Raw genomic sequence first — 17,422 nt, forward strand, 5'->3', positions numbered from 1 at the left:
GCCTCTGTTGTGAATCCATTCGGGCAGAAGAGTGCCGTCACCATTTCGGCGCGGGCCGGGTATTCATCCAGTGAACGAAGTCCTCAAGCGCTAAAGGGCGGCTAATCCAGTACCCCTGGAGGAAGTTGACGCCATGATCGCGTAGCCATCGGGCCTGCTCCGGGGTTTCCACCCCTTCCGCGACGGTCAGCATATGCAGGCGCTTAGAGAGCATCAACACCGCGTCCAGCACAGGAGAGGTCACGGTTTCCGTACCAATCGCATTAATAAAGCCCCGGTCGATTTTCAGGTAGTCCAGCGTAAAGCGTTCCAGATAGATGAGGGCGCTATGGCCGGTGCCAAAATCATCAATTGCGATTTCGAATCCAGCGCAGTGCAGCCACTCAAATAATTTAGCCGCTTCATGTTGATTGAGCATATCGCGTTCGGTAATTTCCAGTACGATCTGAAAATGATGCGGCGGTAAGGATTCCGCCAGGAGACGGATGTCCTCTTTAAAGCTGTTGCTGTGCAGGTGGTCAGGCGCGATATTGATGCCAAACTTTGCCCCGACAGGCAGTACCTTCTGCAACGCGGGGGCGTCGCGCGCCACGAGTTTAAACAGATGCTGGGTGAGCGGCACAATAAGCTGCTGGGCTTCTGCGTAATGAATAAACGCGTCAGGCGGGATTTCGCCTGCCGTAGGGTGACGCCAGCGTAACAGCACTTCCAGACCCGTGACCCTGAGCGTTTGGGTATCAACGACCGGTTGATAGACCACATAAAATTGTTCGCGCTTGATAGCCACCAGGATCTCTCGCCCCGGCTTCAGGCGGATAGAGCTGATGTAGTAGCAGAGCAGGGCGGCGATGATACCACTCATACTGCCCAGCAGCAGGGCATAGCCCACGTCGTTATAGGTCCAGCTGTCGGCGTATAACTGTATCTTCAGCGGCAGCCCTTTTATTGTTGCCTGGCGCGAAGGCGTGCCCGACAGCTCTTTCACGGTCATTAAATGCGAAGAAAACGTCGAGAGCACGGTATCGCCAATAATTAATGCGATGCCATCAAAATCTTCCTGTCGGGCGGTGTAAATAAGGTAGGGCGTCAGGTTGATATTCAGCGAGGTAAATACGCCGCTCTCTTTTAATAACGGGTTGCGATACCAAATCGCCATCGCCGGTTTATCCGGCATCATCGGCGTGCCGGGAAGTATCGCCATATCAATCTCTTTGCGGATGTCGATATTGGATACCAGGTCGGTAAGCGGCGTGTCCATCGGCCCGGTCGCCGACGAGCAGAAGGCGATTTTGTCTTTGACGAGCAAAAAGGCGCGCACATTCAGGCTAAAAGCGGCGCGGGAGGTCAGCTCGGAAGATACTTGCTGGCAGTCATTAAGCGTCAGGGGCTGTAACACATCCGTCGTGGCTTTAAGGTCGGCGAAGTAGCTCACCAGATAATGTTGTACGTCGGATATCAGCGTGTCGTACTTGACTTCACGTTTATGCCATGACATTAAAAATTGCAGGCTACTGATAAGTAACGCGACGATGACCCCTGTGAGAATGCAGGTGAGCAGGATTTTTCGCGAGGACGAGGAGGCGCGTGTGAACATAGTTACTGGTTCTACCTGAGGTAACCGAATGCGATTAAAATGCTTGATTTAAAAGACTATAACCTGGATTAAACTGAATCGTCATACTTTTCTACAGGGATGCGATAGAACGCAAAAAAAGCACCGCCGAAGCAGTGCTTTTTATGTGTCTCGTCAGGATTGCCAAGGGATAGCGGTCAGACGAAAAATTAACTGCGGCTCAGAACCCGGCGCCCTTCGTTGTAACGTTTTTTCCAGTAAGGCTCGTTCATGCTGGAAATAATAACGCCGCTACTGGTAGACGCATGAACAAACTGGTTGTTGCCGATGTAGATGCCTACATGACGGCCCGTCGAACCGGCGCGGAACAGAACCAGATCGCCCGTGCGCAGGTTATTGCGCGAAACGGATTTGCCCATTTCCTGCTGCTCATAGGTTGAGCGAGGCAGTTCTAAACCAAATTGTTCACGGAATGTACGCTGTACAAAGCTGGAACAATCGACACCTTTTTTGGTGCTGCCGCCAAGGCGGTAACGCACGCCTTTCCAGTCAGCATACTGATCCATAATCCGCGATTTAACATCGAGGTTACGCACCATATTTTCAAATTCATCCTGAGAGGCTTGCAGTGAAGAGTTATCTCCATTGCCCACAGCATGCGTCTCAGAATGCACGTTCTTTGCGGTATTTGTAGTGCTACATGCAGAAAGCAGAACCGCCACTGCAATCGCGGGAATTCCCCGCAGGATATATCTCAAAATCGGTTGAGACCTGACCATGTTGTTTGTTTTCCCTTGAAGTCCTTAACGACAAATATCGTTATAAAAATGCCAAACGTGACGAGACTAATTACCTGCGCACAATGAGACAATTCTTTAAGGTCAAATCTGTGGCGGAACGCACAAATTTATTCGCAAAGAGAATAATTATCCAGCGAGGCAAAACGAGTTCAAGATTACCCGATCGTTGCTGCCATTGCGAGCGGTTTGGCGGGATTTTTTATAAGAAATTATGATACTGAAAGTGAATTAGTGGCATTGGCTAAATTAAACGCAAATGAGGCGAATAACAGGCAATGCGTTCATTTTCAACGGGAAGAAGATGACAGGAAGATGACGGCGGGGCGGGAAATAATCGACGATCGCCATCAGGAGTGAGAACGCTCTCTGATGGCGATGTTAATTGATGTGATTTATTTGTTTAAATTTTGTTTGTTTTTACCGGGCAGATAATTATCGAAAAACCGTATCACGCGATCGCTGAACGACGTCATTAACAGCCAGGGCAATCCAATCAGCACCGTTGTCAGCGAACCGACCGCAATATCCGTGAACCAGTGGGCGCCGATCATTACGCGCGGAAAGGCAAAAACCACAAATATAATAAGGGCGATGAAACCTGCGACTTTTCCGAAATAACGCAGCATAAATGCGGAAAAAATAAGCAGCATCATTCCGTGATCGCCAGGGAAACTGTCTTTTGACGCATCTTTGGTTGGAATATGCAGGAGATCGCTGACGCGGTGAATATTTTCAAGCGTCAGCGTAGGGCTGGCGCGTTTGACCGGAATAAACGCCTGACCTAACTGATTCACCACAACCGCAGATAAAAGCATCACCAGGCCGATGATGATGATACGCCGACGGCCCGCCGGGGTCTCTTTTAACCAGAAGCTCAGCATCAGGCAGCCCATCGCCAGCAGCGCGCAACCATCAAACGCCCGGTTATTGGTGATCGCCACCAGCCAGAGAAATGCGCGGCTTTCAACCAGCTTCTGGTTAAAGAAGTGGAAAATGTTTGCGTCGAGAGGAGACCAGAATCCGTGATTGACTGGAATATACCACGACAAAAACAACGCCAGACCCGCAGCGTTAATCAGCAGTATGAGGGGATACCGGGTTTTCATTATCATCTCGCCATTCAGTAAAACGGAGGCAACCTTACGCGTCCTCGGCTAAACGAAGCTTCAACAATGCGGTCTGTAATGTGTTCCAGTCTGTTTCGCGGTCTGAGATGAGTTCGATGCGGCTGTCCGGCGGCGCGACGTTTTGGGTCTCAATATGAAGATCGTCACCCTGACGATTAATACGCACCAGCCCCTCCTTAATGCGCATAACGCCTTTCACTCGTCCAACCGGCGCGAGGCGCGCCCATTCGAGCAGGCCGATGGTGTCGAACACGGTATCCGCATCAAAAATCCAGCCGCAGGCCTGATGCCCCTGGCCGCTGTTCAGGCTGCGACGCCAGCGCTGTTGCGCCGGCAGGCTAAGCGCGGCGAGCCCTTTTCTTTCGGCATGCTGGTGCGCGTGGGCGGCGCTGGCGGGCAGTTCCGCCAGATTCTGGCGCGGTAAATCCAGCAGCTGTCCGTTGATTTGCCCGTGGTCGGCATGAACCAGTTGACGATTGTCGCCGTACTGTTGCCACCAGGTTTGCAGGGCGCTTTCGCTTTCCGGCGTAGCGCGATCGGTTTTATTCGCGACGATGACATCGGCGGCAGCCAGCTGGTCGCGGAAGTTTTCGTTGGCGACGCTCTTTTCATCCAGCAGTAAACGCGGATCAAGGATGCACAGCGTAGCGCGCAGGTCGATCCACGGCTCGTAAACCGGCGCGGTTAACAAATCGAGGATCTGCTTCGGATGGCCAAGTCCTGTCGGTTCGATCAGCAAGCGATCCGGCTTGCCCTGGCGCAGCAGGGTATTTAGCCCCACCTGCATTGGTAATCCGTTCACGCAACACATGCAACCACCGGGGATCTCTTTCAGCAATGCGCCGCTGTCCGCAAGCAGCGCGCCGTCAATGCCCACTTCGCCAAATTCGTTGACCAGCACGGCCCATTTTTCCGCAGGATCTTTGTTGGCTAACAGATGAAGGATAGAGGTTGTTTTTCCACTGCCGAGAAAGCCGGTAATGAGGTTGGTTTTGGTCACGTCTGCTCCAGAATAATGATATGCCGTAACGGCTCGTGCTAATCCTGGCGAAAAAAAACGAAAAAGAGAAGGGCAGAGCGGACGAAGAATTTTTTCGTCCGCTGGAAAGACAGAAATTGTTAATTTTTTAACGTATCAATGACCGTCTGATGCGCGCCATGTTGCGCAATGCGCCGCCAGGCTTGCTCAATGGCTTGTACAAACAGGGGATTTTTCACGAGATCTGTGCCGAAAACCTCCTGCAACGACAGCAGCGCGCTAACCCGCTCCGCGTCACTGCTGCTTTCAACAAGCAGGCGAATTTTTTCACTGAGCGGGTCCCGAATATCAATCGTTGCACCAGCGTCGTCCACGCCGCTGACGTAGCGCATCCAGCCTGCGACGCCCAGCGCCAGCAGCGGCCAGTCACTCCCACGCGCCAGATGTTCGCGAATGCCTTCCAGCATCCGCTGCGGTAATTTCTGGCTGCCGTCCATCGCGATTTGCCAGGTCCGGTGCTTCAGCGCCGGATTGGCGAAGCGTTCAATCAGGCTGGCGGCATAGCGGGATAAATCGACGTTGGTGATGCGCAATGTCGGCGCCTGTTCATTCATCATCAGGCGGTAAGCGGCCTCGTGAAACGCGCTGTCCTGCATACAATCGCTGATGTGCTGGAACCCGGCCAGATAGCCGAGATACGCAAGGAACGAATGGCTGCCGTTGAGCATGCGTAGTTTCATTTGCTCCCAGGGCAGCACGTCATCAACCATCTGCACGCCAGCGACTTCCCACTGCGGGCGGCCTGCCACAAAGTTATCTTCAATGACCCATTGTATAAACGGTTCGCAACTGATGGCGCAGGGATCGGCGACGCCCAGCTCACGGGTAATTTCGTCCAGCGACTCCTCTGTGGCGGCAGGCACGATTCTGTCTACCATCGTTCCCGGGAAGCTGACGTGCTGATGAATCCACGCCGCCAGCTCCGCCGCGCGTTTTTCCGCCATGCCCAGAACGGCGTTTTTAACCACATGGCCGTTATCCGGGATGTTATCGCAGGAGAGAACCGTGAAAGGCGACAACCCGCGCTCACGCCGACGATGCAGGGCCTCCACAAGAATCCCCGGCGCCGAGTGCGGCTCCGTGGGGTGTTGCATATCGTGAATAATGCGCGGGTTTGACACGTCGAGCGAACCGGTTGCCGGATCGATGCAATATCCTTTTTCGGTGATAGTGAGTGACACTATCGCCACCTGCGGCTCGCAGAACTTTTCGATAATAGCGGCAAGCGAATCCAGCTTTGCGTTCAGACACTCCTTGACCGCGCCGACGATAATCGCCTGATTGCCGTTCGCGCCTTTTTCCAGCACGGTGTACAAGTGATTCTGCTCGCGAAGCTGGCTCATCAGGCGATCGCCGCTGAACAGGCTGATCTCGCAGATCCCCCAGTCTCCGCCTTGCGCATTCAGCACTCTGTCGGTCAATAATGCCTGATGGGCGCGGTGAAACGCGCCAAAACCGAAGTGCACAATCCGGGTTTGTAGTTGTTGTCGATCGTAGCGGGGCGTCAGTACGCCTTCCGGGAGTGGGGCAGAGGCAATAGTCTTCATTAAGAACACACCTGATTAACCATTAATTAACAATAGCAGTGTAAAGTTATATGACACCAAATTGAATTGGTATGCCGCATTTATCCGGGGATTGTGAGCTGGATCAATCAATCATGCGCCCTGCGTTGACCATTTACGCGATACCTGTATGGTAGTCATCACTCAGGTAAACTAATTTGGTATAACAACTTGTGAGGTGAAGCAATGGAACAAACCTGGCGTTGGTACGGGCCTAACGATCCGGTATCGCTTGATGATGTGCGTCAGGCTGGCGCAACGGGGGTTGTGACGGCATTGCACCACATTCCGAACGGTGATGTGTGGCCGGTTGAAGAGATTAAAAAGCGCCAGGCCATTCTGGCTGAGAAAGGGCTGACCTGGTCTGTTGTCGAAAGTATTCCGGTGCATGAAGAGATTAAAACACGCTCCGGGCAGTACCAGACCTGGATTGCAAATTATCAGCAAAGCATCCGTAATCTGGCCGCCTGCGGTATTGATACCGTGTGCTACAACTTTATGCCGATTCTCGACTGGACGCGTACCGACCTTGAATATCCGTTGCCCGATGGTTCCAGAGCGCTGCGTTTCGATCAGATTGCCTTTGCGGCTTTCGAACTGCACATCCTGAAGCGTGACGGCGCGCAAGCGGACTACAGCGAAGAAGAGCAGCGCCAGGCGCTGGACTACTTCAACGCCATGAGCGCTGCGGATATCGAAAAACTGACCCGGAATATTATCGCCGGGCTGCCTGGCGCTGAAGAGGGTTATACGCTGGATCAGTTCCGTGCGCGTCTGGCGGAATATAACGGTATCAGCAAAGAGGATTTACGCGAAAATATGGCGGTATTCCTGCGTGCGATTGTGCCGGTGGCAGAAGAAGTCGGCGTGCGCCTGGCGGTGCATCCTGACGATCCGCCGCGCCCCATCCTCGGCCTGCCGCGCATCGTTTCTACCATTGAAGATATGCAGTGGCTGAAAGAAACCGTAGACAGCATTAACAACGGGTTCACCATGTGTACCGGTTCGTACGGCGTACGCGCGGATAACGACCTGGTGAAAATGATCGAGACGTTTGGCGACCGCATTCACTTTACCCATTTACGCTCAACCTGCCGTGAAGATAACCCGAAAACCTTCCACGAAGGCGCGCATTTGCAAGGGGATGTCGATATGGTCGCGGTAATTACCGCAATCCTTACGGAAGAACAGCGTCGTAAGCTGGCAGGCGATCTGCGTCCGATCCCAATGCGCCCGGATCACGGTCATCAGATGCTTGACGATCTGCATAAGAAAACCAACCCCGGCTACTCCGCTATTGGTCGTCTGAAAGGGCTGGCGGAAATTCGTGGCGTTGAACTGGCGCTGAAAAAGACCCAGTTCCGCGATTTGCTGTAACACCTGTTGGTCATAAAAAAGGACAGCCCTGGCTGTCCTTTTTTGTTGGTGCGTCGGCAACGGGCGCTTAGTCCGCGCGGCCCATGTAGCGACGTTCTTCAATGTGAATACGGATTTTTTCACCGGCGCTCAGGTATTCCGGCACCTGAATCACCAGACCGGTGCTCAGCGTTGCGGGTTTGTTGCGGGCACTGGCTGACGCGCCTTTAATGCCCGGTGCGGTTTCCACGATTTCCAGATCAACCGTCTGCGGCAGTTCGAGCGCCAGCAACTGACCGTCCCAGGTCAGCACCTGCATATCCGGCATTCCGCCTTCAGGAATAAACAGCAGCTCTTCTTCAATCTGATCTTTGGTGAAGGTATACGGGGTATAGTCTTCTTTATCCATGAACACATATTCGTTGCCGTCGATATAAGAGAAATCGACGCCACGGCGGCTCAGGGTGACGGTATCAACGATGTCGTCGCCTTTGAAACGCTCTTCGACTTTCAGACCCGTACGGACGTCGGAAAAACGCATTTTGTACAGCGTCGCGGCACCGCGGGCGGTCGGTGACTGAATATCAATATCTTTTACAATCAGCAGCTTGCCGTTGTAGTTCAGTACCATACCTTTTTTAATTTCGTTCGCTCTTGGCATCGAAAAAATCCTGTTGTAGAGAATGTCTAAAATATCGCGTCAAACTACTCGCGCCGGGCGATTCAGGCAAGTGGAATTCACATATCCCGGATGATTTTGTGTATACTGTTCGCCCACTTTCAGTCCGGTGGCTTACGAATAGAGAATACTGTATGGAATGCCGCCCGGATTGCGGAGCATGTTGCACCGCGCCTTCAATCTCCAGCCCCATTCCGGGTATGCCTGACGGCAAACCCGCAAACACGCCGTGCGTCCAGCTTGATGAACATCAACGCTGTAAGATCTTCGGTTCGCCGCTGCGTCCAAAGGTCTGCGCAGGTCTGCAACCCAGCGCCGATATGTGCGGTCAGACAAGGGCGCAGGCAATGTCTACCTCATTGAACTGGAAACGCTCACGGCGCCTTAAACGTCTTTAATGCGTGCCAGACAAACCATCGTCGCGAGGGCCATCACCAGCGCAAACCAGAATACGGCGTGGTAATTCCAGATTTCCGCCGCAATCCCCGCCAGCGATCCGGCGATAATCCAGCCTACGCGGATGGTATTGGTATACAGCGTGGTTGCTGAACCCGCCTGGCCGGGCATCAGATCCTGAAAATAGAGCATCCCGATGCCGCCGAGAATGCCGATGTAAATTGCGTTCAGCAACTGCAAGCCGAGCAGAACGACAGGCGAGTGCGCCAGCAGCATACCCGCGTAAAAACAAAACCCCGCCACGATGGCGATCCGCATCAGCAGGCGTTTTCCCAGCCGTTTAGCAAAATAACCTGCAATCAACATGGTGGGAATTTCCAGCCCGGCGGCAGTCCCCATCATGACGCCGGCAAGTTTTTCCGGCAGATGCAGTTCGTTAATGATAAACAGCGGCATATTAATGATATAGAGGCTGTTGGTTCCCCACATTAATGTGCAGATAACAAAAAGCAGCAGCGTATCGCGGCGATTACGGCGCGGCGCTTCAAGGGTTCCGGCAGCAAGCGGCGCATCTTTACGCATTGACGGTAAAAACAGCCAGACCATTACGCCACAGACGACAAACGCCGCCGCCGCGCTCAGGTACATCACGGTAAAGCTGAACCCCATCGCCAGCGCATAGGCCAGCGGCGGCCCGATCACCCACGCCAGCGAAACCTGGGCGCGCAATATCGAGCTGAACATCACGGCTTCGCGACCGGTGCGATCGGCATGTTCGCGGGCAAGGGCGAACATTTGCGGGTTCGCGGTCGAACCAAAACTACTCAGGAAAACGCCGACGAACAGCAAAATAAAATAGTTGCGGTTCCAGGCAAACAGTACGCAGGCCAACATGCCCAGCACACAGCAAAAAACGATCAGGCTTTTGCGATCGCCTTTTTTGTCGGAGCGCCCGGCCAGAAACTGGCTCACCAGAATGCCGATAACGGCGCTGCCGGTAAAAAAGAAGCCAACCATCCCCGGACGAGCGTGTACCTCATCCGTCAGAAAAAGACTGAGCGTCGGCGTCTGTAACGCACCGGCGATACCCGTCAGAAACGCGACGAGCAGGAATGCCGAAGACGTCAAGTCAAACGTTTTTGGTGTGGCGGCAACGGGGGTGTTATGCATGTTTCTGTATCAGTGGTGTGAAGAGACGCGGAGTTTACGCTGCTCGTCAGGAAATAAACAGGTGCCCAAATCAAAATCGCCACAAAAAATCAAAATAGCATTTCAGTCTATGAAGGGAAGATGCTGACGGTGCTGAAACAGATCGTTTTACGGGCAATTCACTTCAGCATTTATTACCTTCCTGAATGAAAAGTGTGCTTTATCTCTAAATTCTGTCATCAATTTTACGACTTTACTTGCGTGCTGAAGCAGAAAGCGCAAGACTTCTTGAAACGTTTCAGCGCTATTTTGTTTTTGGCTACAAGTCAGATTAGCGCCTTTTTTCTCATGTTAGCTGAATCGTTTCAAGTTCAGCAGGAGAGGAGAACTATGTTCCAGTTATCGGTTCAGGACATTCATCCGGGCGAACAGGCCGGAAACAAAGAAGAGGCCATTCGTCAGGTTGCCGCTGCGTTAGTGCAGGCGGGCAACGTCGCAGACGGCTACGTCGACGGCATGCTGGCGCGTGAGCAACAGACATCCACTTTCCTTGGCAACGGTATCGCCATTCCGCACGGAACGACCGACACGCGCGATCAGGTGCTGAAAACCGGCGTGCAGGTGTTCCAGTTTCCGCAGGGCGTAACCTGGGGCGAAGGGCAGGTGGCCTATGTGGCGATTGGTATTGCCGCCAGCTCCGATGAGCATCTCGGGTTGCTGCGTCAGCTGACGCACGTATTAAGCGATGACTCTGTGGCTGAACAGCTGAAATCCGCCACGACGGCAGAAGAACTGCGCGCGTTGCTGATGGGTGAAAAGCAGAGCGAACAGCTGAAGCTGGATAACGACACCCTGACGCTGGATGTGGTGGCCAGCGATCTGGTGACGCTACAGGCGCTGAACGCCGCGCGCCTGAAAGAAGCAGGCGCTGTGGATGCTGCGTTTGTCGCCAGAACCATCAATGAACAGCCGATGAATCTCGGCCAGGGCATCTGGCTGAACGACAGCGCGGACGGCAACCTGCGCAGCGCTATCGCTGTGAGCCGTGCGGCTACGGCGTTTGACGTAGAGGGCGAAGCGGCTGCGCTGCTGGTGACCGTCGCGATGAATGACGATCAGCCCGTCGCCGTGCTGAAGCGCCTTGGCGATCTGCTGCTGAACAATAAAGCTGACCGTTTGCTGAAAGCGGATGCCGCCACCGTGCTGGCGCTGCTGACCAGTGATGAAGCATTGACTGACGACGTGCTGAGCGCCGAATTTGTCGTGCGCAATGAGCATGGCTTACACGCCCGTCCGGGCACCATGCTGGTGAATACCATTAAACAATTTAATAGCGAAATTACCGTGGCAAACCTTGATGGAACCGGAAAACCGGCAAATGGACGCAGTTTGATGAAAGTGGTGGCGTTGGGCGTGAAGAAAGGCCATCGCCTGCGCTTTACGGCGCAGGGCGAAGATGCTGAACAGGCGCTGAAAGCGATTGGCGACGCCATTGCCGCTGGTCTTGGGGAGGGCGCGTAATGAGCAGACGTGTTGCTACTATCACCCTTAATCCGGCATACGACCTGGTCGGTTTCTGCCCGGAGATTGAACGCGGCGAAGTGAACCTGGTGAAAACCACGGGTCTGCATGCGGCGGGTAAAGGCATCAACGTTGCCAGGGTTCTGAAAGATTTAGGTATTGATGTCACGGTTGGCGGTTTCCTGGGTAAAGATAACCAGGACGGTTTCCAGCAGTTGTTCAGCGAGCTGGGCATTGCCAACCGTTTTCAGGTGGTGCAGGGGCGTACCCGCATCAACGTTAAGCTGACGGAAAAAGACGGTGAAGTGACCGACTTTAACTTCTCCGGTTTTGACGTGACTCCGGCTGACTGGGAACGTTTTGTGAACGATTCGCTGAGCTGGCTGGGTCAGTTCGATATGGTCTGCGTCAGCGGCAGCTTGCCGACAGGCGTCAGCCCGGAAGCGTTTACCGACTGGATGACGCGTCTGCGTAGCCAGTGCCCATGCATTATCTTTGATAGTAGTCGTGAAGCGTTGGTGGCGGGTCTGAAAGCGGCGCCGTGGCTGGTGAAACCGAACCGTCGTGAATTAGAAATCTGGGCAGGCCGTAAGCTGCCGGAAATGAAAGATGTGATCGACGCGGCGCACGCCCTGCGTGAGCAAGGTATTGCGCATGTGGTGATCTCTCTCGGTGCGGAAGGGGCGCTGTGGGTGAACGCATCCGGCGAATGGATCGCGAAGCCACCGTCCGTTGATGTGGTAAGTACCGTAGGTGCAGGGGATTCTATGGTTGGCGGTCTGATTTACGGCCTGCTGATGCGTGAATCCAGTGAACATACGTTGCGTCTGGCGACAGCCGTTGCCGCGCTTGCGGTAAGCCAGAGCAATGTGGGCATTACCGATCGTCCTCAGTTGGCCGCAATGATGGCGCGCGTCGACTTAAAACCGTTTAACTGACAGCAGGAGAGGCATAATGAAAACGCTGCTGATTATTGACGCCAATCTCGGCCAGGCTCGCGCTTACATGGCGAAGACCCTGCTCGGCGCGGCGGCACATAAAGCAAATCTGGAAATTATCGACAATCCGAATGACGCAGAGTTAGCCATTGTGTTGGCTGACGCTGTGCCGAACGACAGCGCGCTGAACGGTAAAAAAGTCTGGCTGGGCGATATTGCCCGTGCCGTGGCGCACCCGGAACTGTTCCTCAATGAAGCGAAAGGACACGCGACGCCATACAGCGCGCCGACAGCGGTTGCCGCCCCGGCAGCGGCCAGCGGCCCGAAACGCGTCGTGGCGGTGACGGCGTGTCCGACAGGCGTCGCGCATACCTTTATGGCGGCTGAAGCGATTGAAACCGAAGCGAAAAAACGTGGCTGGTGGGTAAAGGTCGAAACCCGTGGCTCCGTGGGCGCAGGCAATGCCATCACGCCGGAAGAGGTTGCGGAAGCGGATCTGGTGATCGTGGCGGCTGATATCGAAGTGGATCTGGCGAAGTTTGCCGGAAAACCGATGTACCGCACGTCAACCGGCCTGGCGCTGAAGAAAACCGCGCAGGAACTGGACAAAGCCGTAGCGGAAGCGACGCCGTATGCGCCTACGGGCAAAGCGCAGGCCGCCGCGACAGAAGGGAAAAAAGAGAGCGCTGGCGCATATCGCCATCTGCTGACGGGCGTTTCCTACATGCTGCCAATGGTGGTTGCGGGTGGGTTGTGTATCGCGCTCTCCTTTGCGTTTGGTATTGAGGCGTTTAAAGAAGAAGGTACGCTGGCTGCGGCGCTGATGCAGATTGGCGGCGGTTCCGCCTTCGCGTTAATGGTGCCAGTGCTGGCGGGATATATCGCGTTTTCCATTGCGGATCGTCCAGGCCTGACGCCGGGTCTTATCGGCGGTATGCTGGCGGTGAGCACCGGATCTGGCTTTATCGGCGGTATTATCGCGGGCTTCCTGGCCGGTTATGTCGCGAAACTTATCAGCACTAAACTGAAACTTCCGCAGAGTATGGAAGCGCTGAAACCGATCCTGATCATTCCACTGATTTCCAGTCTGATTGTCGGTCTGGCGATGATTTACCTTATCGGTAAACCGGTTGCCGGCATTCTGGAAGGGCTGACTCACTGGCTGCAAACGATGGGGACGGCGAATGCGGTACTGCTGGGCGCGATCCTCGGCGGTATGATGTGTACTGATATGGGCGGCCCGGTTAACAAAGCGGCGTATGCGTTCGGTGTTGGTCTGCTGAGTACCCAGACTTATGCGCCGATGGCGGCGATTATGGCGGCAGGCATGGTTCCTCCGCTGGCTCTTGGGCTGGCAACTCTGGTTGCGCGTCGTAAGTTCGACAAGGCGCAGCAGGAAGGGGGTAAAGCCGCGCTGGTGCTGGGGCTGTGCTTCATTACCGAAGGCGCGATCCCGTTTGCGGCGCGCGACCCGATGCGTGTCCTGCCATGCTGTATCGTCGGCGGCGCGCTGACAGGCGCAATCTCAATGTGGGTTGGCGCGAAACTGATGGCGCCGCACGGCGGTCTGTTTGTGCTGCTGATTCCTGGCGCGATTACACCGGTGCTGGGCTATCTGCTGGCGATTGTTGCGGGTACGCTGGTTGCCGGTCTGGCCTATGCGTTCCTGAAACGCCCGGAAGCTGAAGTTATCGCGAAAGCGGCATAATGTAAAACCTTGTGCCGGATGGCGGCGTGAGCGCCTTATCCGGCCTACGGATACCGATCCTGTAGGCCGGATAAAACGCATTAGCGTCGCCATCCGGCATTTTTCTGCCTTTTTTATCCCCCCATTTTGTGTCCTGGCTCGCAACTTTTTCCTCCCTTGCAAACTGTATCTATAAAAAATTGTGACTCTGTTCATATCTATTCACTTTAGGGCTTGCGGATGGATTTACTTTATCAAAAACACGCATATCATGAACACATGTTTTAATATGAACATGTGCTCTAATAATCTAGATTGTGGCGGTGGTTATTCTTAACGAACTCATTGTTATGGCAGCTTAATGCCAGAGGACGTTCTATGCGTGAAACGGAATACATAGTGACGATTGGCTCAGCCAATATGGATGTTGCCGGGTATTCGCATGCTTCTTTAAATTATGCGGACTCCAATCCGGGAAAAATAAAATTTACCCCCGGCGGCGTGGGGCGCAATATTGCGCATAATCTGGCGCTGCTGGGAAAAAACTCATGGCTACTGACGGCCGTCGGGAGTGATTTCTATGGGCAGTCATTAATGGCGCAAACGAATCAATCCGGTGTGCACGTTGATAAATGTCTGATTGTGCCGGGAGAAAATACGTCAAGTTACTTATCCTTGCTCGACAATACCGGAGAAATGCTGGTCGCCATAAATGACATGAGCATTACCGACTTTATTTCGGCTGAATTTTTATCACAGCATGCTGATTTTATTCGTGGGGCAAAAGTGATTGTCGCCGATTGTAATATCAGCGAAGAGGCACTGAACTGGGTGCTGGAAAATGCAGGCGATGTGCCGGTGTTTGTTGATCCGGTTTCTGCCTGGAAGTGTGTCAAAATTCGCGAGCGACTTGGCAAAATTCACACGCTGAAACCCAACCGGCTTGAAGCTGAAACCCTCAGCGGCATTCCCCTCTCCGGGCGGGAAGATGTCGGGAGCGTTGCGGCATGGTTTCATGAACATGGCCTGAACCGTCTGGTGCTCAGTATGGGTGGCGACGGCGTTTATTACAGCGATATCAACGGCGAAAACGGCTGGTCGCTCCCCATTAAAACCAATGTCGTCAATGTGACCGGCGCTGGCGACGCCATGATGGCGGGACTCGCCGCCTGCTGGATGGACGGCTTACCCTTTATAGATTCGGTTCGATTTGCACAGGGTTGTTCATCAATGGCGCTTGCCTGTGAATATACCAATAACCCTGATTTATCTGTCGCGAATGTTACATCGTTAGTGGAGAACACAGAATGTCTGAATTAACTCTTTCCTCTGAATTATTACAAATTTCGCCAGAAGTACAGGACGCATTAAAGAGTAAGAAACCCATTGTTGCGCTGGAATCAACCATTATTTCCCACGGCATGCCTTTTCCGCAAAATGCGCAAACGGCAATTGAAGTTGAAGAAACCATTCGTAAGCATGGCGCCGTGCCCGCAACCATTGCCATTATTGGCGGTGTAATGAAAGTGGGCCTGAATAAAGAAGAAATTGAATTATTAGGTCGTGAAGGACATAACGTTACAAAAGTCAGTCGTCGTGACTTACCGTTTGTGGTTGCCGCTGGAAAAAATGGCGCAACGACGGTCGCATCCACCATGATTATTGCCGCACTGGCCGGAATTAAAGTATTTGCAACTGGCGGTATCGGTGGCGTACATCGTGGCGCAGAACATACGTTTGATATTTCTGCTGACTTGCAGGAGCTGGCGCATACCAATGTCACGGTAGTTTGTGCGGGGGCGAAATCAATTCTCGACCTGGGATTAACCACCGAATATTTAGAGACTTTTGGCGTGCCGTTAATTGGCTATCAGACCCAGGCATTACCGGCATTTTTCTGCCGTACCAGTCCGTTTGACGTCAGTATTCGCCTGGACAGCGCGCAAGACATCGCCCGCGCAATGGCGGTGAAATGGCAAACCGGCCTGAACGGTGGTCTGGTTGTGGCAAACCCGATCCCGGAACAGTTTGCGATGGCGGAAGAGAAAATCAACGCGGCGATCGATCAGGCCGTGAAAGAAGCGGAAGAGCAGGGCGTCGTGGGGAAAGAAAGCACGCCATTCTTGCTGGCGCGCGTGGCGGAACTGACCGGCGGCGATAGCCTGAAATCCAATATCCAACTGGTGTTCAACAACGCTGTACTGGCCTGTGAAATAGCGAAGGAATATCAACGCCTCGCCTGATAAAAACGCACGGGCAGAGAGCGGTCGCCCGCGATATCAAACCTGGCTTTCACGCCGGGTTTCCTGGCATGAAGGGAAAATCATTATGGATATAATGAGAAGTGTTGTGGGTATGGTGGTACTACTGGCAATCGCATTTCTGCTGTCAGTGAATAAAAAACGTATCAGCCTGCGTACCGTTGGCGCGGCGCTGGTGCTGCAAATCGCCATCGGTGGGATCATGCTTTATTTCCCGCCGGGGAAATGGCTGGTGGAGCAGGCCGCGCTCGGTGTCCACAAGGTGATGTCCTACAGCGACGCGGGTAGCGCATTTATCTTTGGCTCATTAGTAGGGCCAAAAATGGATGTGCTGTTTGACGGCGCCGGGTTTATCTTTGCCTTTCGCGTGTTGCCGGCCATCATCTTTGTGACTGCGCTGATCAGCTTGCTTTACTACATTGGCGTGATGGGACTGCTGATCCGTATTCTCGGTGGTATTTTCCAGAAAGCGCTGAACATCAGCAAGATCGAGTCGTTTGTTGCGGTCACTACCATTTTCCTCGGGCAAAACGAGATCCCGGCGATCGTAAAACCGTTTATCGACCGTCTAAATCGTAATGAACTGTTTACCGCCATTTGTAGCGGCATGGCCTCAATCGCCGGTTCGATGATGATTGGCTATGCCGGAATGGGGGTGCCGATTGATTATCTGCTGGCGGCGTCCTTAATGGCGATCCCTGGCGGCATTCTGTTTGCCCGTATGCTGAGCCCGGCAACGGAAGAATCGAAGGTGACGTTTGAAAACCTGTCATTTACCGAAACGCCGCCAAAAAGCATCATCGAAGCGGCGGCCAGCGGCGCGATGACCGGGCTGAAAATCGCCGCCGGTGTGGCGACGGTGGTGATGGCGTTTGTGGCGATTATCGCGCTGATTAACGGCATCATCGGCGGCGTTGGCGGCTGGTTCGGCTTTGGTCACGCCACCCTTGAAGGGATCTTCGGCTGGGTTTTAGCGCCGCTGGCCTGGATTATGGGCGTGGACTGGAGCGATGCGACGCTTGCCGGTAGCCTGATTGGGCAAAAACTGGCGATTAACGAGTTTGTCGCTTATCTCAATTTCTCACCGTATCTGCAAGCTGCCGGTACGCTGGATGTGAAGACGATAGCGATCATCTCTTTCGCGTTGTGTGGCTTTGCCAACTTTGGTTCGATTGGCGTGGTGGTGGGCGCGTTTTCTGCGATTGCGCCGCAGCGTGCGCCAGAAATCGCTCAGCTAGGTTTACGGGCGCTGGCGGCGGCAACGCTCTCTAACCTGATGAGTGCTACTATCGCGGGGTTCTTTATCGGGCTGGCGTAGTTGTAGTAGACGA

14 protein-coding genes and 1 pseudogene are annotated in these 17,422 nt (G+C 53.8%); 8 read left to right on the forward strand and 7 right to left on the reverse strand.

The annotated features are described in order from the left end of the window. Window positions 1-37: 37 nt before the first annotated feature. From OGW17_RS05150 to OGW17_RS05170, 5 genes are all read right to left on the reverse strand, one after another. On the reverse strand, window positions 38-1,594 hold the full coding sequence (locus OGW17_RS05150) for a cyclic di-GMP phosphodiesterase (protein WP_012131580.1): 1,557 nt from the start codon (window positions 1,592-1,594) through the stop codon (window positions 38-40). A gap of 188 nt (window positions 1,595-1,782) precedes the next feature. Further along, complete coding sequence (gene mepS / locus OGW17_RS05155) at window positions 1,783-2,352, reverse strand: bifunctional murein DD-endopeptidase/murein LD-carboxypeptidase (protein ID WP_012131581.1); 570 nt, start codon at window positions 2,350-2,352, stop codon at window positions 1,783-1,785. 413 nt (window positions 2,353-2,765) lie between these two features. Further along, window positions 2,766-3,485, reverse strand: a complete 720-nt coding sequence (locus OGW17_RS05160) for a phosphatase PAP2 family protein (RefSeq protein ID WP_047462461.1) — start codon at window positions 3,483-3,485, stop codon at window positions 2,766-2,768. A 28-nt stretch (window positions 3,486-3,513) separates the two neighbouring features. Then, a complete protein-coding gene (locus OGW17_RS05165; RefSeq protein WP_049009461.1) occupies window positions 3,514-4,500 on the reverse strand; it encodes a CobW family GTP-binding protein in 987 nt (328 codons plus the stop codon). A gap of 119 nt (window positions 4,501-4,619) precedes the next feature. After that, the gene (locus OGW17_RS05170; protein WP_071258995.1) at window positions 4,620-6,086 is read right to left on the reverse strand and encodes a mannitol dehydrogenase family protein; all 1,467 of its coding nucleotides are present in this window, start codon (window positions 6,084-6,086) and stop codon (window positions 4,620-4,622) included. Window positions 6,087-6,290: 204 nt separating this feature from the next. On the opposite strand from OGW17_RS05170, the gene uxuA reads away from it, so the two are divergent. Beyond that, entirely contained in the window at window positions 6,291-7,481 is a 1,191-nt protein-coding gene (gene uxuA, locus OGW17_RS05175) for a mannonate dehydratase (RefSeq protein WP_012131587.1), read from the forward strand. A gap of 67 nt (window positions 7,482-7,548) precedes the next feature. Here uxuA and yeiP read toward each other — a convergent pair whose 3' ends face one another. Beyond that, window positions 7,549-8,121 carry an elongation factor P-like protein YeiP gene (gene yeiP / locus OGW17_RS05180; RefSeq protein ID WP_012131588.1) on the reverse strand — a complete coding sequence of 191 codons (573 nt, stop codon included), beginning with the start codon at window positions 8,119-8,121 and terminating at the stop codon, window positions 7,549-7,551. 152 nt (window positions 8,122-8,273) lie between these two features. On the opposite strand from yeiP, the pseudogene OGW17_RS05185 reads away from it, so the two are divergent. Beyond that, window positions 8,274-8,527, forward strand: a pseudogene (locus OGW17_RS05185) (YkgJ family cysteine cluster protein). On the opposite strand, the gene setB reads toward OGW17_RS05185, so the two are convergent. Then, on the reverse strand, window positions 8,524-9,705 hold the full coding sequence (gene setB / locus OGW17_RS05190) for a sugar efflux transporter SetB (RefSeq protein ID WP_047462472.1): 1,182 nt from the start codon (window positions 9,703-9,705) through the stop codon (window positions 8,524-8,526). The pseudogene OGW17_RS05185 and the gene setB sit on opposite strands and share 4 nt — an antisense overlap. A gap of 369 nt (window positions 9,706-10,074) precedes the next feature. Between setB and fruB the strand changes: the two genes are divergently transcribed. The 6 genes from fruB to OGW17_RS05220 all read left to right on the forward strand — a co-directional run bounded on the left by fruB (window position 10,075) and on the right by OGW17_RS05220 (window position 17,409). After that, window positions 10,075-11,205 carry a fused PTS fructose transporter subunit IIA/HPr protein gene (fruB, locus tag OGW17_RS05195; RefSeq protein ID WP_024130171.1) on the forward strand — a complete coding sequence of 377 codons (1,131 nt, stop codon included), beginning with the start codon at window positions 10,075-10,077 and terminating at the stop codon, window positions 11,203-11,205. Next, on the forward strand, window positions 11,205-12,143 hold the full coding sequence (fruK, locus tag OGW17_RS05200) for a 1-phosphofructokinase (RefSeq protein WP_012131592.1): 939 nt from the start codon (window positions 11,205-11,207) through the stop codon (window positions 12,141-12,143). Before fruB ends, fruK begins: the two co-directional genes overlap by 1 nt. Window positions 12,144-12,159: 16 nt before the next feature. Beyond that, complete coding sequence (fruA, locus tag OGW17_RS05205; RefSeq protein ID WP_012131593.1) at window positions 12,160-13,851, forward strand: PTS fructose transporter subunit IIBC; 1,692 nt, start codon at window positions 12,160-12,162, stop codon at window positions 13,849-13,851. A gap of 357 nt (window positions 13,852-14,208) precedes the next feature. After that, a complete protein-coding gene (locus OGW17_RS05210; RefSeq protein ID WP_012131594.1) occupies window positions 14,209-15,150 on the forward strand; it encodes a pseudouridine kinase in 942 nt (313 codons plus the stop codon). Continuing rightward, window positions 15,138-16,073 carry a pseudouridine-5'-phosphate glycosidase gene (locus tag OGW17_RS05215; protein WP_012131595.1) on the forward strand — a complete coding sequence of 312 codons (936 nt, stop codon included), beginning with the start codon at window positions 15,138-15,140 and terminating at the stop codon, window positions 16,071-16,073. The genes OGW17_RS05210 and OGW17_RS05215 overlap by 13 nt, the downstream gene beginning before the upstream one ends. 85 nt (window positions 16,074-16,158) lie before the next feature. After that, window positions 16,159-17,409 carry a NupC/NupG family nucleoside CNT transporter gene (locus OGW17_RS05220; protein WP_047462480.1) on the forward strand — a complete coding sequence of 417 codons (1,251 nt, stop codon included), beginning with the start codon at window positions 16,159-16,161 and terminating at the stop codon, window positions 17,407-17,409. Window positions 17,410-17,422: the final 13 nt, after the last annotated feature.

The organism is Citrobacter sp. CK181, assembly GCF_030333595.1.
Classification (GTDB): Bacteria; Pseudomonadota; Gammaproteobacteria; order Enterobacterales; family Enterobacteriaceae; genus Citrobacter_B; species Citrobacter_B koseri.